Annotated in this window: 16 protein-coding genes and 2 tRNA genes; 3 read left to right on the top strand and 15 right to left on the bottom strand. The window is 40.1% G+C overall.

Features of this window, described 5'->3' with window-relative positions:
• Positions 1–8 precede the first annotated feature (8 nt).
• The 6 genes from BUF13_RS09315 to BUF13_RS09290 form a co-directional block, all read right to left on the bottom strand.
• Positions 9–1,871 (bottom strand): tetratricopeptide repeat-containing sensor histidine kinase, encoded by a 1,863-nt coding sequence (locus BUF13_RS09315; protein ID WP_073571491.1) that lies wholly within the window; start codon positions 1,869–1,871, stop codon positions 9–11.
• 85 nt (positions 1,872–1,956) lie between these two features.
• Positions 1,957–2,730 carry a S1/P1 nuclease gene (locus BUF13_RS09310; protein ID WP_073571490.1) on the bottom strand — a complete coding sequence of 258 codons (774 nt, stop codon included), beginning with the start codon at positions 2,728–2,730 and terminating at the stop codon, positions 1,957–1,959.
• An 88-nt stretch (positions 2,731–2,818) separates the two neighbouring features.
• Positions 2,819–4,012, bottom strand: coding sequence for a M20 metallopeptidase family protein (locus tag BUF13_RS09305; protein ID WP_073571489.1), 1,194 nt, complete (start codon positions 4,010–4,012; stop codon positions 2,819–2,821).
• Entirely contained in the window at positions 3,993–4,535 is a 543-nt protein-coding gene (locus BUF13_RS09300) for a hypothetical protein (protein WP_073571488.1), read from the bottom strand. The genes BUF13_RS09305 and BUF13_RS09300 overlap by 20 nt, the downstream gene beginning before the upstream one ends.
• A gap of 4 nt (positions 4,536–4,539) precedes the next feature.
• The gene (gene secA, locus BUF13_RS09295; RefSeq protein ID WP_073571487.1) at positions 4,540–7,920 is read right to left on the bottom strand and encodes a preprotein translocase subunit SecA; all 3,381 of its coding nucleotides are present in this window, start codon (positions 7,918–7,920) and stop codon (positions 4,540–4,542) included.
• A gap of 99 nt (positions 7,921–8,019) precedes the next feature.
• Positions 8,020–8,793, bottom strand: coding sequence for a diaminopimelate epimerase (locus tag BUF13_RS09290; RefSeq protein ID WP_073571735.1), 774 nt, complete (start codon positions 8,791–8,793; stop codon positions 8,020–8,022).
• A 180-nt stretch (positions 8,794–8,973) separates the two neighbouring features.
• Between BUF13_RS09290 and BUF13_RS09285 the strand changes: the two genes are divergently transcribed.
• Entirely contained in the window at positions 8,974–9,732 is a 759-nt protein-coding gene (locus tag BUF13_RS09285) for a superoxide dismutase (RefSeq protein ID WP_073571486.1), read from the top strand.
• A gap of 73 nt (positions 9,733–9,805) precedes the next feature.
• Entirely contained in the window at positions 9,806–10,273 is a 468-nt protein-coding gene (locus BUF13_RS09280) for a pyrophosphohydrolase domain-containing protein (RefSeq protein ID WP_073571485.1), read from the top strand.
• Positions 10,274–10,276: 3 nt separating this feature from the next.
• Here the strand turns inward: BUF13_RS09280 and BUF13_RS09275 are convergent, their stop codons facing one another.
• From BUF13_RS09275 to mutS, 6 genes are all read right to left on the bottom strand, one after another.
• Complete coding sequence (locus BUF13_RS09275; RefSeq protein WP_073571484.1) at positions 10,277–11,119, bottom strand: mechanosensitive ion channel family protein; 843 nt, start codon at positions 11,117–11,119, stop codon at positions 10,277–10,279.
• A gap of 87 nt (positions 11,120–11,206) precedes the next feature.
• On the bottom strand, positions 11,207–12,658 hold the full coding sequence (betB, locus tag BUF13_RS09270; RefSeq protein WP_073571734.1) for a betaine-aldehyde dehydrogenase: 1,452 nt from the start codon (positions 12,656–12,658) through the stop codon (positions 11,207–11,209).
• A 196-nt stretch (positions 12,659–12,854) separates the two neighbouring features.
• Positions 12,855–12,938: transfer RNA gene (locus BUF13_RS09265), tRNA-Leu, on the bottom strand.
• A gap of 152 nt (positions 12,939–13,090) precedes the next feature.
• A tRNA-Gly gene (locus tag BUF13_RS09260) sits at positions 13,091–13,163 on the bottom strand.
• Positions 13,164–13,306: 143 nt separating this feature from the next.
• The gene (locus BUF13_RS09255; protein WP_073571483.1) at positions 13,307–14,104 is read right to left on the bottom strand and encodes a helix-turn-helix transcriptional regulator; all 798 of its coding nucleotides are present in this window, start codon (positions 14,102–14,104) and stop codon (positions 13,307–13,309) included.
• Between the two features lie 49 nt (positions 14,105–14,153).
• The gene (gene mutS / locus BUF13_RS09250) at positions 14,154–16,757 is read right to left on the bottom strand and encodes a DNA mismatch repair protein MutS (RefSeq protein WP_073571482.1); all 2,604 of its coding nucleotides are present in this window, start codon (positions 16,755–16,757) and stop codon (positions 14,154–14,156) included.
• Positions 16,758–16,836: 79 nt separating this feature from the next.
• Here mutS and BUF13_RS09245 point away from each other — a divergent pair, with 79 nt between their 5' ends.
• Positions 16,837–17,370 carry an RNA methyltransferase gene (locus BUF13_RS09245; RefSeq protein WP_073571733.1) on the top strand — a complete coding sequence of 178 codons (534 nt, stop codon included), beginning with the start codon at positions 16,837–16,839 and terminating at the stop codon, positions 17,368–17,370.
• 389 nt (positions 17,371–17,759) lie between these two features.
• Here the strand turns inward: BUF13_RS09245 and BUF13_RS09240 are convergent, their stop codons facing one another.
• Genes BUF13_RS09240 through BUF13_RS09230 form a run of 3 tightly spaced genes read right to left on the bottom strand, consistent with a single transcriptional unit; the run spans position 17,760 to position 19,248 of the window.
• Positions 17,760–18,173, bottom strand: coding sequence for a hypothetical protein (locus BUF13_RS09240; protein WP_073571481.1), 414 nt, complete (start codon positions 18,171–18,173; stop codon positions 17,760–17,762).
• Positions 18,174–18,216: 43 nt separating this feature from the next.
• Entirely contained in the window at positions 18,217–18,660 is a 444-nt protein-coding gene (locus BUF13_RS09235) for a PaaI family thioesterase (RefSeq protein ID WP_073571480.1), read from the bottom strand.
• 9 nt (positions 18,661–18,669) lie between these two features.
• The gene (locus BUF13_RS09230; RefSeq protein ID WP_073571479.1) at positions 18,670–19,248 is read right to left on the bottom strand and encodes a hypothetical protein; all 579 of its coding nucleotides are present in this window, start codon (positions 19,246–19,248) and stop codon (positions 18,670–18,672) included.
• Positions 19,249–19,293: the final 45 nt, after the last annotated feature.

Genomic DNA, 19,293 nt, shown 5'->3' with positions numbered 1-19,293 from the left:
AAGAATAATTAGCTCACCAATATTTCAGTGCCCTGGCCTTCAGAGCTCTTAATCTCAAATTCTTTCCCGATCCTTTGAGCACGAGTTTTCATCGTATTCATCCCATTTCCAAACGGGTTTTCTCCAGATATACCCACGCCATCATCGGTAACTTTTAATTTGATATTTTCATCCTCCAAAAACAAATCAACCTGAATTTTTGAAGCATTGGCATATTTGATAGAATTATTGACAGCCTCTTGGACTATTCTATAAAAGTTAACGCCCTCGATGGAATTCAATTTCAAATCTGTATCGATATGGGGATCCAAATTGAATTCAAACTGAATAGTTGGACAAGATTGACGAGCTTTTGCAAACAAATTTTGAATTCGGGAATGCAATTCTTCAATAGAAATGCTTTCCTTATTCATAGCCCAAATGGTATCTCGAAGCTCATTCACGGTTTCAACAGTAAATCCTGAAATCTGATCGATTTTAGTAGATAAAGCTTCCTTACTCAGGTTCCCAAACTTGAGATTTCCCAATGAAGAAACGATAAAGGTCAGTTGGGAGCCGATATTATCATGAAGATCCGAAGCGATGGAATCCCGCTGATCCTGAAGACGCTTTTGTGTTTGCTGTTCCGCATAAATGGCCTGAAGTTTTGCTTCTTGCTGCAAGTGGCGGGTTTTGTTTTTCTGCCTGTAGTAAATAAAAAATCCCAGACCCAATGAAACCAAAAGAAATATGAGAAGTAATAGCAGTAAATTATTTCTGCTTTTTACTGTCAGTTCATGTTCAGCAACTTCAGCTCTGGATTCCGCCAGCTCACGTTCTTTTTGCTCCACATCATACAAAGCTTCCATTTCGCTCATAGTACGAAGTCTTTCTTCCTGGAAAATAGTATCCTTTAAGGCCGAATACTTTTCCAAAAAGTCCATGGCGCTGGTCAATTCACCTTTCTTTTTATGAAAGCGATACTCTTCGTATAAATAGTCTCTTTTCTTCTCTGTTGAACCACTTTCCTGAACATAATAGGCCGCACTATCCATCATTTGCCGGGCTTTGGCGAATTCTCCCAAATTGAAAGCAATGTTGGCGAGGTTCGTGAAATTAGTAGCTAATCCATAGGCAGGATATCCATCTTTCCGATTGAGACCCAAAGCAATTTCCACCCACTTTCTGGCCTCCTCATATTTTTCTTGCTTCAAAAGTGTATTCCCGATATTGTTGAAGGTAAAAATCACTCTCATACTATCCAGATTTTCTATATCATCCAGGACTTTGTAGTGATAAAAAAGTGCACTATCTGGCTTATTCCAATCGTCAAAATTGATAGCAATACTATTTAAGGCAAAAGCTCTGTAGGCAGGAATAGCTTTTGAATAGGATTCCAAAACTTTCAATGCTCTTTTCCCATAATCAACCCCTTGCTCATAGCTTTCCATATCATGGTAAATCACAGCGATATCCAGCAAATGATAGCCCATGAAATTAGAGTCCAAAGAACTTTCCGTATGCTTAAGCCCATCTTGGGAAAATTCGAGTGCTTTTTCAAATTGCCCTGAAGCTTTATCAAGTCTGGTCAACCTTATATAAGCTAGAGAAACTAATTCAGGATTTAGCTTTGGGTCGATGTAATCAAGACTATAAATAAAGGCATCTTTGGCAGCTTGATTTTCCAATTTCAGATTGTAAGATTCAGCTTTGAAATAATAATACAATCCTGAATCTGATCTTGACTGGAGTCTAGTTTCAGCTTCCTTCAGATAAAATTCTGCAGAATCAGGATTGGAATAGATACGACCTAGCTCTTTCTTCAGCTCCGCATTTTGAGCAAAAGAAGTCCCAACAATAAAAAAGAATAGGGTTGAAAAAAAATATTTCATGAGCCGGCAAAACCAATTTTAAAAATAAAAAAACAGCCTTTAGAAAAAAATCTGAAAGGCTGTTAATCAATGGATTTAATACGGACTATCCGTAAATCTCTTCTAGTATCTGAGCAAGTCTTACACTGGCCGCAACCATTCTTTCCTCAGCAATCGGATACTTGAAATACATGTATTGATAGGAAATTCTCTTGTTTTCTGGTAGGTCATACACTCGGTCTCTCACACTGACAGCTTCAGCGAGCCAATCCTGCATGGATTTCGAACGATAGTTCTTTTGCATCTCTGGAGTGATTCTCCTGTAAAGCTCATTGGCAATCTCAGTATAGCTCATTCCCTGTCGATCAATCATGCCACTGTCCCATAATGCATGAAGATTGGTTGGATTTCCGAAAAACTCCAATCTTACGTCGTTTCCACCTCTATCTTCACCAGTCCCTACATGTAAAGGTTGATGGATATCCTCCACTATATGGATAAGCATTTTCAACTTTTCAGCCTCAACTTCAGGACTCAAACCACCCGCCATCAATTCTTTCTTGATTCGCTGAATAGCTTCATAAGCATCTCCTGTCTTTTCTTGGTGTGCTGGATCATATTCTCCATGCTTGGAAGTCAAGTAATGCCAAGAGTATGCATAATTATAAGTGCTATCGGATTTGATTTCATCCATCCAAGTGCCACTTCTTCCAATGGACATAGGATAAATGACCTTGTCCACCTTGCGAATAGTGGATTTTTTCATTTGCATCTCAGCCATCAAGCCAATGAGATAATGACCCAATTGTCCCCAAGCGAAAGTCTGGCTATGGACAAATAGCAAAAGGATAAATATCCCGGCAGTTTTTAACTTCTTCATAAATGGAAAATTCTACCCAAATGTAAGTCAGAGAAATTATCTGAAAATGAATTGATCGTAAATTCTTATGAAATGAAAATAGGAGCTCCTATTGGCTATTTTCTAACTCAGCTACTGCCAACCAAGCCATCAAACCAGCTCCAATTTCAAGGGCATCTTCTTCGATATCGAAAGTAGGTGTGTGAACTCCTGAAATGATTCCTTTGGCTTCATTTCTAGTTCCTAATCGATAGAAACAACCGTCGATTTCTTGAGAATAGTAAGCGAAATCCTCCGCTGCCATCCAGATATCAAGATCTACAACATTTTCTTCACCCAAATAAGCTTTTGCGGCATCTGTGGCTCGAGCAGTCAATTCCGGATCATTTTTCAAAAATGGATATCCTTTTCTGATCTCAAAGTCAACTTCTCCTCCCATACCTTCGACCAAACCTTTGGCAATAGAAAGCATTTTTTCATGAGCTTTGGCTCTCCAATCCTCATTGAGTGTTCTAAAAGTCCCCTGAATCTTAACTTCGTTTGGAATTACATTGGTTGCTCCCAAAGCCTCCACCTTTCCAAAAGAAAGAACCGAAGGAATTTTTGGACTTGCTGCACGGCTTACTACCTGCTGCAAAGCAACAATCATATGAGAAGCAATCAATACAGGATCAATCAAGGTTTCAGGCATAGCGCCATGTCCTCCTTTTCCCTTGACTGTGATATAGATTTCATCTGCGGAAGCCATGTAAATCCCTTGTCTGAAACCTACTTTTCCGGCAGGAATGAAAGGCATTACGTGTTGTCCGATGATACCAGCGGGTCTTGGATTTTCCAATGCACCATCCTTAATCATGTAGGAAGCACCTCCCGGAGCAACTTCCTCCCCAGGTTGGAAAATCAATTTGATCGTTCCTTCAAACTGATCTTTCACTTCATTAAGAATCTTGGCAGCTCCCAAAAGGGAAGCGGTATGCGCATCATGTCCGCAGGCATGCATCACACCGGGGTTTTGGGATTTATAGGAAACATCATTTGCCTCGATGATCGGCAATGCATCCATATCGGCTCTTAAAGCAACTACTTTCTTTTCAGGGTTTTTCCCTTTGATTAAAGCAGTCCATCCGGTATTTGCTTTTTTCTCCAAATTAGAAATCCCGATTTCCTCCAGCTTTGAAGCCACATATTTGGCTGTTTCAAATTCCTGGTAAGAAAGTTCGGGATGGGAGTGAAGATGTCTTCTGTTGGCTATGACTTCTTCTTTATAGGCTTTCGCCAAAGATTTAATTTTGTCTTTCAGCATCACTGGTTTGAGATGGCACGGAGAATTCTTGTCTTTGAATTCTGTCCGGGATAATCCGTGCTGATGGGAATTCTGTTTTTACTAGGTTAAAGCTTTTCAGCGCCTCCACCTTATAGGCAAATCGACCAACTTTCACCAAATATCTCGGTTGCTGGTATTGCAAATCCGCCTTTAATTCAGGATAAAGCTCATTGATCTTTTCCTGAGTTTCAAAAGCCTCTTCTCGGTTCAAGCCAGAATAAACCAAAACTTTATACCCATTGAAATAGGGCTCTGATTTATTCTTGTCGTATTGAGATTGGGCCAAATTATTCAATCTAGCATCCATCGCTTGGGGAGAGGTAGTCGGCTCAGCTGGTTGCTGAGCCTTTATTTTCTCCTCAAAACTTGGATAGGTGGGCAAAGACCCACTGAGATCTTCGGAATATGAATCGTATGTGGAAGAACTTTTCACGGAAGAGCTGCTCGTCTTACAAGCAGTCATCAATCCCATAGCAACCAATATCCAAAGACCCTTTTTCATACTATTAATTTTCAATGATTACACACTTTCCGTCCTGAACGTCTTGCTCAACACTCTTGTACTTAACGTCCGTTTTGGTAGTTCCATTGGTGTATTGAACAGAAACTTTATCGTTTCTGCCGTAGGACTTGTCTGACTTACGGGGAGCAACCACTTGTGGCGCTGGTCTTCCTGCACTTGCAGCTGCTGCTGCCGCACGATTTGCTCCTGGGTTCAACGTACTTCCAGCTTCTTCTTTAGAAGCCTGAACTTTTGGCTCCGGAGCTCTTTGAGGTTGAGCCTGCTGAACTTGAGTAGGATCCTGCTTAGGCAAATCAGCTCTAGTCAAGAAGGAAACCATATCCTCATTCAACTTGCCGATGAATCTCTTGAACATCTCAAATGCTTCAAACTTATAGATCAACAATGGATCTTTTTGTTCGTAAACCGCATTCTGTACAGACTGCTTCAAATCATCCATATCTCTCAAATGCTCTTTCCAGTTTTGATCGATGATGGCAAGGGTAACATTTTTCTCCAAAGATCTGATCAATTCCTGACCTTCAGATTCCAACATTTTTTCCAAATTCACCACAACACCCATTTGCTTGATTCCATCAGAAATAGGCACCATGATATCTTTCACAGTAGCACCTCTTTCTTCCTGAACTCTTCTCAAGATCGGAAGGGCAGTAGTAGTAATCTGATTATTTTTCTTCTGGTAATTTTCAAAAGCAGCAGCATATAGCTCTTCAGTCAATGCCTGAGCTGATTTAGTTTTCAGATCATTTTCTGAAATCTGATAATCCAATCCCAAAGAAGTGAAAATGTTCATTCGAAGATTTTCGAAATCCTCAGTGGATTTACCCATCTCGACTAAGCTTTCGCAGACATCATACATCACATTCAAGATGTCTAGCTCCAAGCGCTCACCTTTCAAGGCATTTTTACGACGCTTGTAAACTACCTCACGTTGAGAGTTCATTACATCATCGTATTCCAACAATCTCTTACGAGTACCGAAGTTGTTTTCCTCTACTTTACGTTGAGCACGTTCGATGGATTTGGTAATCATGGAATGCTGGATCACTTCTCCTTCTTCCAAGCCCATTCTATCCATCAACTTGGCAATACGATCTGATCCGAACAAACGCATCAAAGAATCTTCCAGGGAAACAAAGAACTGGGAAGAACCTACATCCCCTTGACGACCGGCACGACCTCTCAACTGTCTATCTACACGACGAGATTCATGTCTTTCTGTACCAATGATCGCCAAACCACCTGCTTTTCTTGATTCAGCAGACAATTTGATATCCGTACCACGACCCGCCATGTTGGTTGCGATGGTTACAGTTCCAGCCTTACCTGCTTCAGCTACTACATCCGCTTCACGAGCGTGTTGTTTCGCATTCAATACTTGGTGAGGGATCTTTTTCAAAGTGAGCATTCTACTCAATACCTCAGAAATCTCTACTGAAGTAGTACCCACCAATACTGGTCTGCCTTGGGCAACCAATTCATTGATTTCGTCAACTACTGCATTGAATTTCTCACGGACAGTTTTGTAAACTTTGTCCTCTCTATCGTCACGCTGGATTGGTTTATTGGTAGGGATTACCACCACATCCAACTTATAGATTTCCCAGAATTCGCCAGCTTCAGTTTCTGCAGTACCTGTCATACCCGACAGTTTGTGGTACATTCTGAAGTAGTTCTGCAAAGTGATCGTCGCATAAGTCTGAGTAGCGTCTTCCACTTTTACATTTTCTTTGGCTTCGATCGCTTGGTGCAAACCGTCAGAATAACGACGACCTTCCATCACACGACCAGTTTGCTCATCTACGATTTTCACTTTTCCATCCACGATGATGTACTCTGTATCACGCTCAAACATACAGTAAGCCTTCAAAAGCTGATTTACAGTATGTATACGCTGAGCTTTTACGCCATAATCTTTGATGACTTCCTCTTTCTTGATCAATTTTTCTTTATCGTCAAGAGATTCGTCTTTTTCCAATTCGGCAATCACAACACCGATGTCTGGCATAATGAAGAAAGAAGGGTCTTCATTTTTGGTAGTCATGGTCTCGATACCTCTATCGGTCAAGTCAACTACATTGCTTTTCTCATCGATGGTAAACAAAAGCGGTTCATCCGCCTCTGGCATATTTCTCTTATTATCCTGGAGATAGTAGTTCTCAGTTTTTTGCAAAACCACTCGGATACCCGGTTCGGAAAGGTACTTGATCAATGGCTTATACTTCGGCATCCCTCTGTATGCTCTGAAAAGTGCCAAACCACCTTCTTTTTCATTTCCGTCAGCAATCAGCTTTTTCGCTGATGCCAAATATCCTTGAATCAATTTACGCTGCTCTTCCACCAAAGTAGAAACACGAGGCTTCATCTGATCAAACTCATGAACATCCCCACGAGGAACAGGTCCTGAAATAATCAATGGCGTTCTTGCATCATCAATCAATACGGAGTCAACCTCATCAATCATTGCAAAGTGATGCTTTCCTTGCACCAAATCACCCTGATCTCGAGCCATGTTGTCTCTTAGATAATCGAAACCAAACTCATTGTTGGTACCATAAACGATATCGCAGTTGTATGCTTTTCTACGTCCTGGTGAGTTTGGCTGATATTTATCAATACAGTCTACAGATAGACCGTGGAATTCAAACAATGGGGCATTCCATTCGGAGTCACGCTTTGCCAAGTAGTCGTTTACAGTTACTACATGAACACCTCTACCTGCCAATGCATTCAGATAAGATGGGAGGGTGGAAACCAACGTTTTACCTTCACCTGTGGCCATTTCGGCGATTTTACCTTTGTGCAAAACCATACCACCGATCAACTGAACATCGTAGTGGACCATATCCCAGACCACTTCGTTTCCAGCAGCTAGCCACTTGTTGTGCCAGATAGCTTTGTCTCCATCGATCTCGACATTCTGCTTCACAGCTGCCAATTCCTGATCGCGAATAGTAGCGGTTACTACCAACTTTCCATTTTCCTTAAATCGGCGAGCAGTTTCTTTGACTACAGCAAAAGCTGTAGGCATAACTCTTTCCAAAACCTCTTCCAAGGAAGTATCTCTATCCTTCTCGATTTGCTCGATTTGGGTGAAAAGCTGATCTTTTTGGTGGATTGCTTCCGCTGGCAAGCCTTCGATTTCTGTTCTCAAACTAGCGATTTGATCATCCAATGATTTCAGATGCTCATTGATTTCAGATTTGATCTCAATGGTTTTTGCTCTCAACTCATCATCTGACAAGCTTTTGAATCCAGCAAAAATCTGGTTGATCTCCTGAACTTTGGGAAGTAATTCTTTGATATCTCTGTCGGATTTGGTTCCAAAAACTTTGGCTAATCCTTTTGCTATAAAATCTAACATGTCTGCTCTATGTGATTCTAAAATCGGGCTCTAAAATTAAACCCTTTTTATTACAATTGATAATTCGCCAGCCGATCTCTCAGTTGACTATTTGGATGATTAAATTTCTATTTCTCCTTTGAAAACCTGAGTAGCCGGCCCGATTAGCCAGACATTGTCCATACTTCCGTCTTCATTTTTATGAAAACGAACAGAAAGGTTTCCTCCTAAAGTCTTGATTTTCACTTCTGCATCAGTCTTATCCTGAGCAAAAACAATGGCTGCAGCCGTAACACCCGTACCACATGAAAGAGTCTCATCTTCGACGCCTCTTTCATAGGTTCTTACGAAAATTTCATCCTCCGAGATTGGCTCCATAAAATTAACATTGGTGCCACCTGGAGCATACATTTCATGGTATCTCATTTTTTTACCTTCGGAAAATACCGGGTAATTCTGGATATCCTCGACCAATCGAACATGGTGCTGAGTTCCTGTATTGACAAAACAATCGTCACCCTTGGCTTCGATTCCAGGGACATTGATCATCAAAAGCTCGACGATCCCATCCTTCAATATCGCCTCATGGGGTCCGTCAACAGCCAAAAAGCTGGTTTTGACCTGGATGATTCCCAAAAATCCTGAAAATGCAACGGCACATCTTGCACCATTTCCACACATACTCTGGGATCCGTCGGCATTGAAATAAATCATTTCAAAGTCAAAATCAGGATGATTTCTAATTAAAATCAAGCCATCGGCACCCACACCAAACTTTCGGTCACAAAGTTTTGTTACCAAAGCCAAGTCTTGAACATCAAAACTCTCACTTCGGTCATCAATCATGACAAAGTCATTTCCAGTACCTTGATATTTATAGAAGGTTGTCTGCATAATTCGATAAAATGCTTGGTCAAAAACCCAACCAAGCCCTAGTTCGGATGCAAACATAACCAACTTGTCACAAAATCGGACTTAATGTCTGATAACCAATTTCAATTCTACCCGATATTGGTTAGCTTCATACTTTATTTTAATCAAAAATTTTAGCCAACGAAACCAGTTTAACTAATTATGAATCCATTAGATCACGCAATATCCAGAAGAAAATTTCTTTCAAATAGCTCTAAAGCCGGTTTGGCAGTAGGATTAGTAGGTTCGGGAATTTTGACCGCTTGCAGCAATTCTGCCTCAGGAGCAGACAAGGCCATTTTGGCAACTTCTTTCACCCAAACTCCATTAGCTTACGATTATTCTGCTTTGGCACCGAATATTGACGCGATGACAATGGAGATCCACTACACCAAGCATGCGGCAGGCTATGCCAAAAATCTTGGTGCTGCGATCGAAGAAGAAAGTGTGGATACGAATAAGCCATTGGAAGATGTATTGGCAAATATTTCCAAGTATTCCACCAAAATGAGAAATAACGGAGGTGGTCATTATAATCACGAATTGTTCTGGAAAATCATGTCTCCAGAAGGAGGCGGAATGCCACAAGGTGATCTTGCAGAAGCGATCAACTCTTCATTTGGAAGCTTTGATGCCTTCTCTGAAGAATTCAACAATGCCGCAAAAACCAGATTTGGTTCAGGATGGGCCTGGTTAGTAGTCGGTGCAGATAAAAAACTAGCCGTAGGATCCACAGCAAATCAGGACAATCCATTGATGGATATTTCTGAATTCAAAGGAACACCACTTTTGGGATTGGATGTGTGGGAGCATGCCTACTATTTGAATTATCAAAACAGAAGACCAGATTACGTTTCAGCTTTCTGGGATATCATCGATTGGAATATGGTATCAGATAGATTTGCTGCAGCATCTATGTAATATAGAATTGAATCAAAAAAAGGCCGGAAATTCCGGCCTTTTTCATTTATTTCGAGCAATAATTTAAAACATCATGCAAGATCCCAAGTCACTTACTTCCGTCGCTTTATTTCACGAAACTTTCAAACACCCTGTATTGCCGGAGCCAACCATTCCATCTGAAACCAGATGCAACCTGAGAGTTTCATTGCTTTCCGAGGAATTGAAAGAATTAGAAGAAGCGATTGAAAACAAAGATTTGGTAGAGATCGCCGATGCTCTTTGCGATTTGCAATACGTACTTTCCGGAGCCATTTTGGAATTTGGGCTAGGAGAGAAGTTCAAGACTCTTTTTGATGAAGTGCAGAGATCCAATATGAGCAAAGCTTGTAAAACTGAAGAGGAAGCAAAAGCTACAGTTGCTCATTATGAAGCAAAAGGAACCCCTAGTTTTTATGAAAAAGAAGGAGACTTATTCCTTGTTTTCAGAGAAGGAGATCACAAGACATTGAAGTCCGTGAATTATTCTCCAGCGGATTTGAAAGGAATATTGGAAAAATAAGAATTAGGCTTCTTTAAAGCCTTGATCTCTATAATTCTTGATTTCAAGTACACGGGCAGGTAAATTATAACCTGCCTTTTCTAATTCCTCCAAGACCTGGACAATCGCATTTGTTTTTACCTCCATGTCGCCAATTTCCCGATCGAAGGTATCCACCCAAAAAGTTACCTGAAGGTTGAGGGTACTTTCCGCCAGGTCTGAAATCCAGACGTTCGGCTTTTTCTGATTGTTCAAAACACCTTTTACATCGCTAATTGCCTCCAGAATTACTTTCATGGCTCCTTTGTAATCAGAACCATAGTCCAAACCGATGATAAAATCATAGCGGAGGAAGCCATCAATTGTAAAATTGATTAATGGATTTTTGATGATTTGAGCATTGGGAATAAAGACATCTTTTCCATCCCCAGTTTTGATTTGAGTATCTCTTAGGTTCAAGGTCAAAACAGTTCCACTCATACCATTGATATTCACCACATCTCCAATTCGAAAAGGTCTTTTGAAAGCCAAAAGAATTCCAGCGAGGAAATTCTCACCAATATCTTTTAGAGCAAACCCTATGACAAATGCGGAAATCCCAGCACCTGCAAGCAATCCTGAAACTACTCCCGACAAGCCGACAAATTTGAAGACCACCATAAACCCAGCAAGAATGATAACCAGCCGGAATATCACAGATAGGAAATTAGCCAAAAGAGGATCATCCATTTTGTTAACTAGCCACCTTTTGAGGGTTTTTTGGAGATAATTAGCCAGAAAATAAAATAGTATCAGAATCCCCAAAGAGATCCCTAGAATCTTGAGAGTACCATAAGTCTCATCCCAATTGATGTCGAAAAATTCCATAAAGAAATGTAACTAAAAGCATTGGAGAGGACAAGGTAGAAATTAAAAAGCCTCACTTTTTTATGAGGCTTTCAGAATTTTCAAGGATTAAGAAAAGGGATCTCCCAAATCGTTCATGGCAACATAAACCGTTTTGAGTTGAGAATAATGCTCAATTGCTGCCAAACCATTTTCTCTACCAATTCCTGATTGTTTGTATCCTCCGAAAGGTATTTCTACCGGGTTGATATTGTAAGTATTGATCCAACACATTCCCGCTTGTAAGTTTCCAACCACTCGATGCGCTTTGCGGATATTTTGAGTGTAAACACCTGCTGCTAGTCCAAATGGAGTATCATTGGCTCTATCGACTACTTCTTCTTCTGATTGGAAAGTCAAAACAGACATCACCGGGCCAAATATTTCCTCCTTCACGATCTTTAAATCATCTGAATCACAAAGGAAAATTGTAGGCTCCACAAAAAATCCTCCTTCGCAACCCGCTACCTCTTTCTGATTTCCTCCCAAAATCAATTCTGCTTCTTTCTTTCCCTCAGAGATATAGTGCATCACTTTATCAAAATGATTCTCATTAATCAAAGCGCCTAATTGAGTTTTAGGATCTGTAGGGTCTCCAACTTTTAACTCTTTGGTGCGTGCTACTAATTTTTCCAAGAATTCCTCACGTATATTTTCATGGACAAAAACTCTGGTTCCATTGCTACAGATTTCTCCTTGGGTATAAAAATTTCCAAGTAATGCTCCATTTACAGCTTCATCCAAATCCGCATCTTCAAAAATGACAATTGGAGATTTACCTCCCAGTTCTAAAGTAACATGCTTCAATGTATTGGAAGATGCAGCCATCACTTTTTTGCCAGTTCCAACCTCTCCTGTTATAGAGACTTTGGCTATCGCTGGATGAGCCGTCATCATTTTACCTACTTCGGCATCCCCTTGAATGACGTTGAAAACGCCATCAGGCATTCCCGCTTCTTTGAAAACCTCTGCTAATTTGTATGCCGTCAAAGGTGTCAATTCTGCCGGTTTGAAAATCATGACATTTCCACAAGCCAATGCCGGCGCAGCTTTCCAACAGGCTATTTGAATCGGGTAATTCCAAGCTCCAATTCCTGCGCAGATGCCTAAAGGCTCCCTTTTGGTATAAGCAAAGTCTCCTCCCAGATTGACATGCTCTCCATGAAGAGCGGGGGCAAGGCCAGCATAATATTCTAGACAGTCCGCGCCTGAGATCACATCCACTGCAATGGCCTCGCGGATTGGTTTACCGGTATCTTGACATTCCAGGCTTGCAAGTTCTTCATTCTTTTCTCTCAAAAGCATAGAAGTTCGATGCAAAATCCTTCCTCTCTCAGTCGGAGACATGGATGACCAAACTTTAAAGCCTTTCTTAGCTGACTCTATGGCTTTTTCAAAATCCTCCTGCGAAGCACTGGTCACTCGATGTGTCTTTTCACCAGTTGCAGGATTGAAGTTATCAAAGGATTTACCTATTCCTTCAACAGGTTTGTTATCGATAAATAAAGGGATGGTCTGCATTTCTTGGGATTTTTTTAAGCCTTTTGGAATTTGAATAAAATAGAAAAAAGGCAAAAGTTGAATGGTCATTCAAATTTATAAGTCTTAATAACCAGACCCAAGGAACATGGGATTGTTTTTGAAAAAATTTGAAATCAGCAAGGCTTATAAATACAAAAAGCCCCACCCACGATAATTATCGGGGCGAGGCTTAAAGTACCAGGAGCGGGAATCGAACCCGCACGGCCTAAAGGCCACAAGATTTTAAGTCTTGCGTGTCTACCTATTCCACCATCCCGGCTTCATCTAGGGTTCGGAAACCATAGATTTGAATTCTTGGTGTTACCTCCCCGATAGCTATCGAGGGCCACCATCCCGGCTTGCTCTATTCGAAAATAGAGAGGCTTTATTATTGTCCTAAAACAACAAAGCCCTTGAATCAAGGGCTGTTTGAGCGAGAGACGAGATTCGAACTCGCGACCCCGACCTTGGCAAGGTCGTGCTCTACCAACTGAGCTACTCTCGCTTATTTGGACTAACTCGGAACGTGATCCGAGCGAATTGTGGATGCAAAGGTAAGACCCAGATTGGTTTTTACAATAGTTGGGAAGAGAAATTTTTTAAAGATTTTTTCCAAAAAGTCCATTCTGACTGATTATCAGCCATTTTTCAAAAATCATAAGAGGCTAAAATATTTGCAACCTCCCCAATATTTCTGGCACCAAGCTTCCGAAGTATATTTTTCCGATGTGTCCCAACGGTGTTTACTGAAATATTCAATTGCTGGCTGATCTCTTTGGATACAGCTCCACTTAGCATCAAATCAACAATCACTTTCTCCTTTTTGGTAAGCTTGACCTCTCTTTTGCTCGGTGAAGTTTTAGAAACGATGACTCGATTTCCTTCATCACTCGTAAAAGAGTAATTCCAATCATATTCTTTGATTTTGGGAGTATTCATCAATGGTAATATGATGTGTAAATCCATCACAAAATTCCCATCACCATCAATCAAATAAGGTCTCACTTTTCCGACAATCCAAGTTTCCTTCTTCGTTTTCCGGTGAACAATTCTTGTAGTATAAGAATACTCGAATGAATGACGCTCTTTGATACTTATCTGTTGAAATGACTCCAAGACGAGGGTCCAGAATTTCAACATTTCCATTCTATCCTCCGGATGAAAGATAAACATGGTCGCCTCAAAACCCATCTTCTCAAAAACCGAAGGGTGAACTCCAGTATACTTTTCAATTCTTCCCGCAAAAAAGGCCAGGTCCAAATTTCTATAGTCAAAACTACAAAGCATTAAACCATCCCTCATCCCAAGATTTTCACTCAGGGTTTTGAGGTTTTTGATTAACTCTTCTTCATTCGGATGGCTCTTGAATTCCTGATCCGACCACTTTTTAAAATACTTTAAATACTTTTCCTGCCTTTTAAGGTCCTCTAAAAATACCTTATCCATACAGCCACTATTAACTAATTACTAGGCATAAGATACTAAAAATTCAATCCTAGTCTAATTTTTTCTTTATCTCATGCAATTTTAACAAAGCTTCTATTGGAGAGATAGAATTTATATCAATTTGGTCCAATAACTCCTTCGCATCCTTGAATTTTGGATCGATTTCAAAGAGACTCATTTGATAATTATTCTTAGGAACAGACTTTAAATTTTCGCGATCCTGGGCCACTGCTTTGTCTTTTTCCAAATGCCCCATGATCTCTGCAGCTCTTAGTACGACTGGGTTTGGCATCCCAGCCATTTGAGCCACATGGATTCCAAAACTATGCTCACTTCCGCCTTCCTTAAGCTTTCGCATAAAAATGACTTTGTTTCCCACTTCCTTCACAGAAACATTGAAGTTCTTGATTCTAGGAAAATCTTCAGTCAATTGATTCAATTCATGGTAATGGGTGGCAAAAAGGGTCTTTGCCTTGAAATTTTCATGATTATGTAGGTATTCTACGATAGACCAAGCAATAGAGATCCCATCATAGGTAGAAGTACCACGACCTATCTCATCCATCAAGACCAAGCTTCGATCAGAGAGATTATTCAAAATGCTGGCAGTCTCTGTCATTTCCACCATAAAAGTGGATTCTCCACGAGACAAATTATCCGAAGCTCCCACACGAGTAAATACTTTATCAATGATTCCCACTCTTGCAAAAGAAGCAGGGACAAAAGATCCCATTTGAGCCATCAATACGATTAGGGCAGTCTGTCTCAAAAGAGCGGACTTACCGGCCATGTTTGGACCCGTGATGATGATGATCTGCTGACTATCATGATCCAAGTAAATATCATTCGGAATATAATCTTCACCTGGAGGAAGTTGCTTTTCAATTACTGGGTGACGTCCGTCCTTGATTTCCAGAGTTTCTGTATCAGATACTTTCGGCCTGCAATAATTATTTGTCAAGGCTACTTTTGCAAATGACAGCAATGCATCCAAAGTCCCAATAACTCGGGCATTTTGCTGGATTTGAGTAACGAACTGAGCAGTTTCAGTTACCAATTCCAAAAAATACTTTTGCTCCAAAGCGATCATTCGCTCTTCAGCATTCAAAATCTTCTCTTCGTATTCTTTCAGTTCTTGGGTAATATACCGTTCAGCATTCACCAAAGTTTGTTTACGAATCCACTCTTCGGGCACCTTATCTTTGTGAGCATGAGTCACTTCCAGATAATACCCGAAAACCTTATTGTAAGCGATCTTCAAAGAAGTAATTCCAGTATTCTGGATCTCACGCTGCTGGATTTGTACCAAATAGTCCTTGCCCTTATTGGCCAAGTTGCGATACTCATCCAAATCCGCATCAACTCCATCCTTGATCACTCCCCCTTGATGAACTAGCATCGGAGCATCTTCCTGCAATTCCCTTTCGATCTTTTCAAGAATGAATTCACAAGGATGAATCTGGTCAGAAAGTCTTTTTAGTGTAGGATTTTCCTGATTTTTCAATAGATCCTTGATCGGCAAGATTGCTTTCAGGGCTCTTTTGATTTGATTCATTTCCCGAGGATTGGCACGACCAACCACCACTTTGGAAATCAATCGCTCCAAATCACCGATATGCTTTAATTGATCTACAATCTCATCAATTGTTCCAGGGTTTTGATAGAAGAAATCAACTACATTCAATCGCTCTTCAATAGGGGCTTTCTCCTTAAGCGGCAAAACCATCCACTTTTTCATCATTCGCGAACCCATAGGAGTCACCGTCTGATCCAAAATCTGAATCAAAGGAACCCCTCCTTCATGCTGAGGGAAAACCAATTCAAGGTTTCGGATGGTGAATTTGTCCAACCACACGTATTTCTCCTCTGCAATTCGAGAAATAGCTGAAATATGTTGAATCTCCTTATGCTCGGTTTCTTCCAGATAATAAAGAATAGCACCAGCAGCCACGATTCCCAATTCCAAATCCTCGATCCCAAAGCCTTTCAAATTGGAAGTGCCGAAATGTGTTTTTAGTCGCTCGTAGGTATAATCGTATTGGAAAACCCAATCCTCACAATGGAAAGTGATATAATCCGTCTTGAATAAATCAGCTGCTACTTTTTTGGAAGCTTTTGAAAAAATAATTTCCGAAGGAGAAAAGCTCTGAAGCAATTTTTCCAAATAGGATGAATTACCTTCTGCACACATGAATTCGCCTGTGGAAACATCCAAAAATGAGATTCCATGCTTCTCTTTTCCAAAATGGATAGATGCCAGGTAATTATTTTTTCGAGTATCCAATACCTGATCATTGTAAGAAAGTCCCGGAGTCACCAATTCTGTGACACCGCGCTTTACAATCCCTTTGACAGATTTTGGATCCTCCAATTGATCACAAATCGCAACTCGATTACCAGCACGAACAAGCTTTGGCAAGTAATTATCCAAGGAGTGATGTGGAAAACCTGCCAATTCGATATGGGAAGCAGATCCATTGGCTCTTTTTGTCAATACGATATCCAACACCTTGCTTGCTTTGACAGCGTCCTCTCCAAATGTCTCATAAAAGTCACCCACCCGAAATAGCAATAATGCTCCTGGATGTTTTGCTTTGATGGCATTGTATTGCTTCATCAAGGGAGTTTCTTTTCCGTCTTTGGCTTTACTCATGAGTACAGTTTAATTCTCTTAAATTTGGGGGAACGAATAAAGTTTGAAAATAGAGTATAAGCAAGGCAGATCAAAAAAGATGAAGAAATTAAGTATGGAAGAGCTCGAAAGACTCTCCGTTGAAGAATTTAAAGAGACAGAAAAATCGCCTATCGTTATCGTTTTGGATAATGTGAGAAGTTTGAACAATGTGGGTTCTGCTTTCCGAACTGGTGATGCTTTTCGTGTAGAGAAAATCTATCTCTGCGGAATCACTGGTACTCCCCCTCATCGAGATATTCAAAAAACTGCTTTGGGTGCAACCGAATCCGTCGAGTGGGAATATTGCTTGAATACCGGAATTGCTGTCGATAAATTGAAAGCCGATGGATATCAACTTTGTGCTTTGGAGCAAGTAGATCAATCTGTGATGCTCAATGAATTCAAACCTGAAAAGGATAAAAAATATGCTTTAATCTTCGGAAATGAAGTTTTTGGTGTAGAAGAGAGCGTTTTGAAAGCTTGCGATCAAGTGTTGGAAATCCCACAATTGGGGACCAAACACTCTTTGAATATTTCTGTTTCCCTGGGGATTGCCGTTTGGGATTTGATGGTGAAGTTGGAGCAGTTTTAAAGAATTTATCTTTTCCGATTGTCACACCTATAACCTTCAAATTCTTTAAACATCCTAAAAAGGAAAAAATGGAGTCTTTAAATTGAGTCCAGAAATTCAACTTTTGGAAGGACCCGCCTTCCAGTTTTGGGTGTTAAGAAATCAATTGTGAGGGTTGAAATTAGGAGGCTTGTTTGACGAAAATTTTGCTTCCTCAAACTTCAGGGTTAGACAAGAATCCATGCAAAATTGAGGAGTTTGCCGACGTGTGGGCAGGAAATTGATTTTAACCCAAAAATGGACAGCGGTGGGTTTTTTGGTCCTTTTTCACCTACAAGAAAAAGGATGGAAAAAAGAATAAAATTCTCAAAAGGGAGAATATTAAACTCTCCCTTTCCTCTTTATAGGTTCTATTCCTTTAAGAATCGATATCGAATCCCAAATGATCCTCGGAAAATCAATCCGCTTTCTACATTGATCAAAGGTGCTGCTTCCATATGAAAGCCAAAATCTTTTTTATTGAATGGATAATAATTAATCCCTGATGTAATTACAGCTCCTCCAAATATGTTAGCCCTTGCGCCAGCACCAACATAAATCTGAGTACTTTCCTCTGACTTGATCAAATAATTGGCTACGAGCTCAAAACCTAAGTTTTCCACATAATTATCTGTTCCTATTCGGAATTCAGGAAGCCATTTTTCTCCCAATTGAGTATTTATACCAATAAAAGGAAGATTACTCTGATGGTAGGAAACACCCCATTGTGCAAAGGACAGAGTGGAAATAGTACAAAAAGCAAATAAAAATAGGACTTTTTTCATTGTGTAAAATTAAATTGTGGTTTAACTAAACACAATGATAAAACTAAAACCCTAGATCCGAAATTTTAACCCGAGTTTTAATCATATTGGAGCTGGCCTTGGCAACGATTTTACCCGACTCTTTTTTAATTACAACATCCCAATGATTCAGGTTGGAACCGCTTCTTACCAACTTGGCAGTCACTTCTAAAGTCTCCCCAATTTGTGCGGAGGAAAGGAAGTCTACGTGCAGATTGACAGTGGTCATCAGGAATTCAGATTCGGCAACGTAATTAGCCATTCCGATCACGTCATCCATCATCAGAGAAGCGACTCCCCCATGAAGGATTTTGGCGGGATTGCACATGTAAGGTTGAACAGTATAGGAGACTTTAATTTTACCCACCTCTATTTCCAAAAGTGTCCCGGCTAACCAATTGCCAGCGGGAGAAGGAGTTTTGTCTAAAGTTTTTCCGATTTGGGATTTAAAGAGATCGAGAGCTGTCATTTCTTATTTTTAGGATTCAAGAATCCTAAAATAATCTTCCAAAATCCGTTTCAGCCCTTCTTTTTCCACTTCTTTCTCCCAAAGAGGTATTTTTTGTCCTTGATCAAAAATGAAGAATTGAGAATCTGACTCGATATAGGGGATAAGCTTTTGAATATTTTCAAAATGCTGAAATTTGTTTCCATCATCCAATATGAATGTCTCAGTCCCAGAGTCATTTTGAAGTTCAATTTCTATGGGCCATTCCAGGTTTACAGGTTCTAAATATAAATAGGATTCATCCTGAACAGGATTAAGTATTAAAATCAAATTGACGAAGGGGGAATTATCAAATGCATTGATATCCTGATGTCTAAACAGAGTCATTCCTGCATCTAATCGAACTTCCCGATTATATTCTATGGCTTTCAAATTCAAAAAATACAATCTGGCCGAATCGCTCATCCGAAAAGTATGATCCTCTCCAGTATTATTGGCTCGTTTGGTATTGAAAAAAGAAAGAGCCAAAACCATCAAAATCGAGGCTAGACCAAATATTTTGATGATTTTGACTAATTCAGGAGTGAAAATTGGGTCATTTGAAGCCATGAATTGAAATTCAGGTCTGGTTAGATGCTTTCAATTCAATAAACT

The organism is Algoriphagus zhangzhouensis, assembly GCF_900148515.1.
Classification (GTDB): domain Bacteria; phylum Bacteroidota; class Bacteroidia; order Cytophagales; family Cyclobacteriaceae; genus Algoriphagus; species Algoriphagus zhangzhouensis.
Note: the sequence above shows the minus strand (reverse complement) of the source record. Positions and strands in the feature narration are given on the sequence as shown.

Bases quoted from the DNA above. Each gene is read 5' to 3' on its own strand.
- BUF13_RS09315 (WP_073571491.1), bottom strand. From the start codon at position 1,871: ATGAAATATTTTTTTTCAACCCTATTCTTTTTTATTGTTGGGACTTCT.
- BUF13_RS09310 (WP_073571490.1), bottom strand. From the start codon at position 2,730: ATGAAGAAGTTAAAAACTGCCGGGATATTTATCCTTTTGCTATTTGTC.
- BUF13_RS09305 (WP_073571489.1), bottom strand. From the start codon at position 4,012: ATGCTGAAAGACAAAATTAAATCTTTGGCGAAAGCCTATAAAGAAGAA.
- BUF13_RS09300 (WP_073571488.1), bottom strand. From the start codon at position 4,535: ATGAAAAAGGGTCTTTGGATATTGGTTGCTATGGGATTGATGACTGCT.
- secA (WP_073571487.1), bottom strand. From the start codon at position 7,920: ATGTTAGATTTTATAGCAAAAGGATTAGCCAAAGTTTTTGGAACCAAA.
- BUF13_RS09290 (WP_073571735.1), bottom strand. From the start codon at position 8,793: ATGCAGACAACCTTCTATAAATATCAAGGTACTGGAAATGACTTTGTC.
- BUF13_RS09285 (WP_073571486.1), top strand. From the start codon at position 8,974: ATGAATCCATTAGATCACGCAATATCCAGAAGAAAATTTCTTTCAAAT.
- BUF13_RS09280 (WP_073571485.1), top strand. From the start codon at position 9,806: ATGCAAGATCCCAAGTCACTTACTTCCGTCGCTTTATTTCACGAAACT.
- BUF13_RS09275 (WP_073571484.1), bottom strand. From the start codon at position 11,119: ATGGAATTTTTCGACATCAATTGGGATGAGACTTATGGTACTCTCAAG.
- betB (WP_073571734.1), bottom strand. From the start codon at position 12,658: ATGCAGACCATCCCTTTATTTATCGATAACAAACCTGTTGAAGGAATA.
- BUF13_RS09255 (WP_073571483.1), bottom strand. From the start codon at position 14,104: ATGGATAAGGTATTTTTAGAGGACCTTAAAAGGCAGGAAAAGTATTTA.
- mutS (WP_073571482.1), bottom strand. From the start codon at position 16,757: ATGAGTAAAGCCAAAGACGGAAAAGAAACTCCCTTGATGAAGCAATAC.
- BUF13_RS09245 (WP_073571733.1), top strand. From the start codon at position 16,837: ATGAAGAAATTAAGTATGGAAGAGCTCGAAAGACTCTCCGTTGAAGAA.
- BUF13_RS09240 (WP_073571481.1), bottom strand. From the start codon at position 18,173: ATGAAAAAAGTCCTATTTTTATTTGCTTTTTGTACTATTTCCACTCTG.
- BUF13_RS09235 (WP_073571480.1), bottom strand. From the start codon at position 18,660: ATGACAGCTCTCGATCTCTTTAAATCCCAAATCGGAAAAACTTTAGAC.
- BUF13_RS09230 (WP_073571479.1), bottom strand. From the start codon at position 19,248: ATGGCTTCAAATGACCCAATTTTCACTCCTGAATTAGTCAAAATCATC.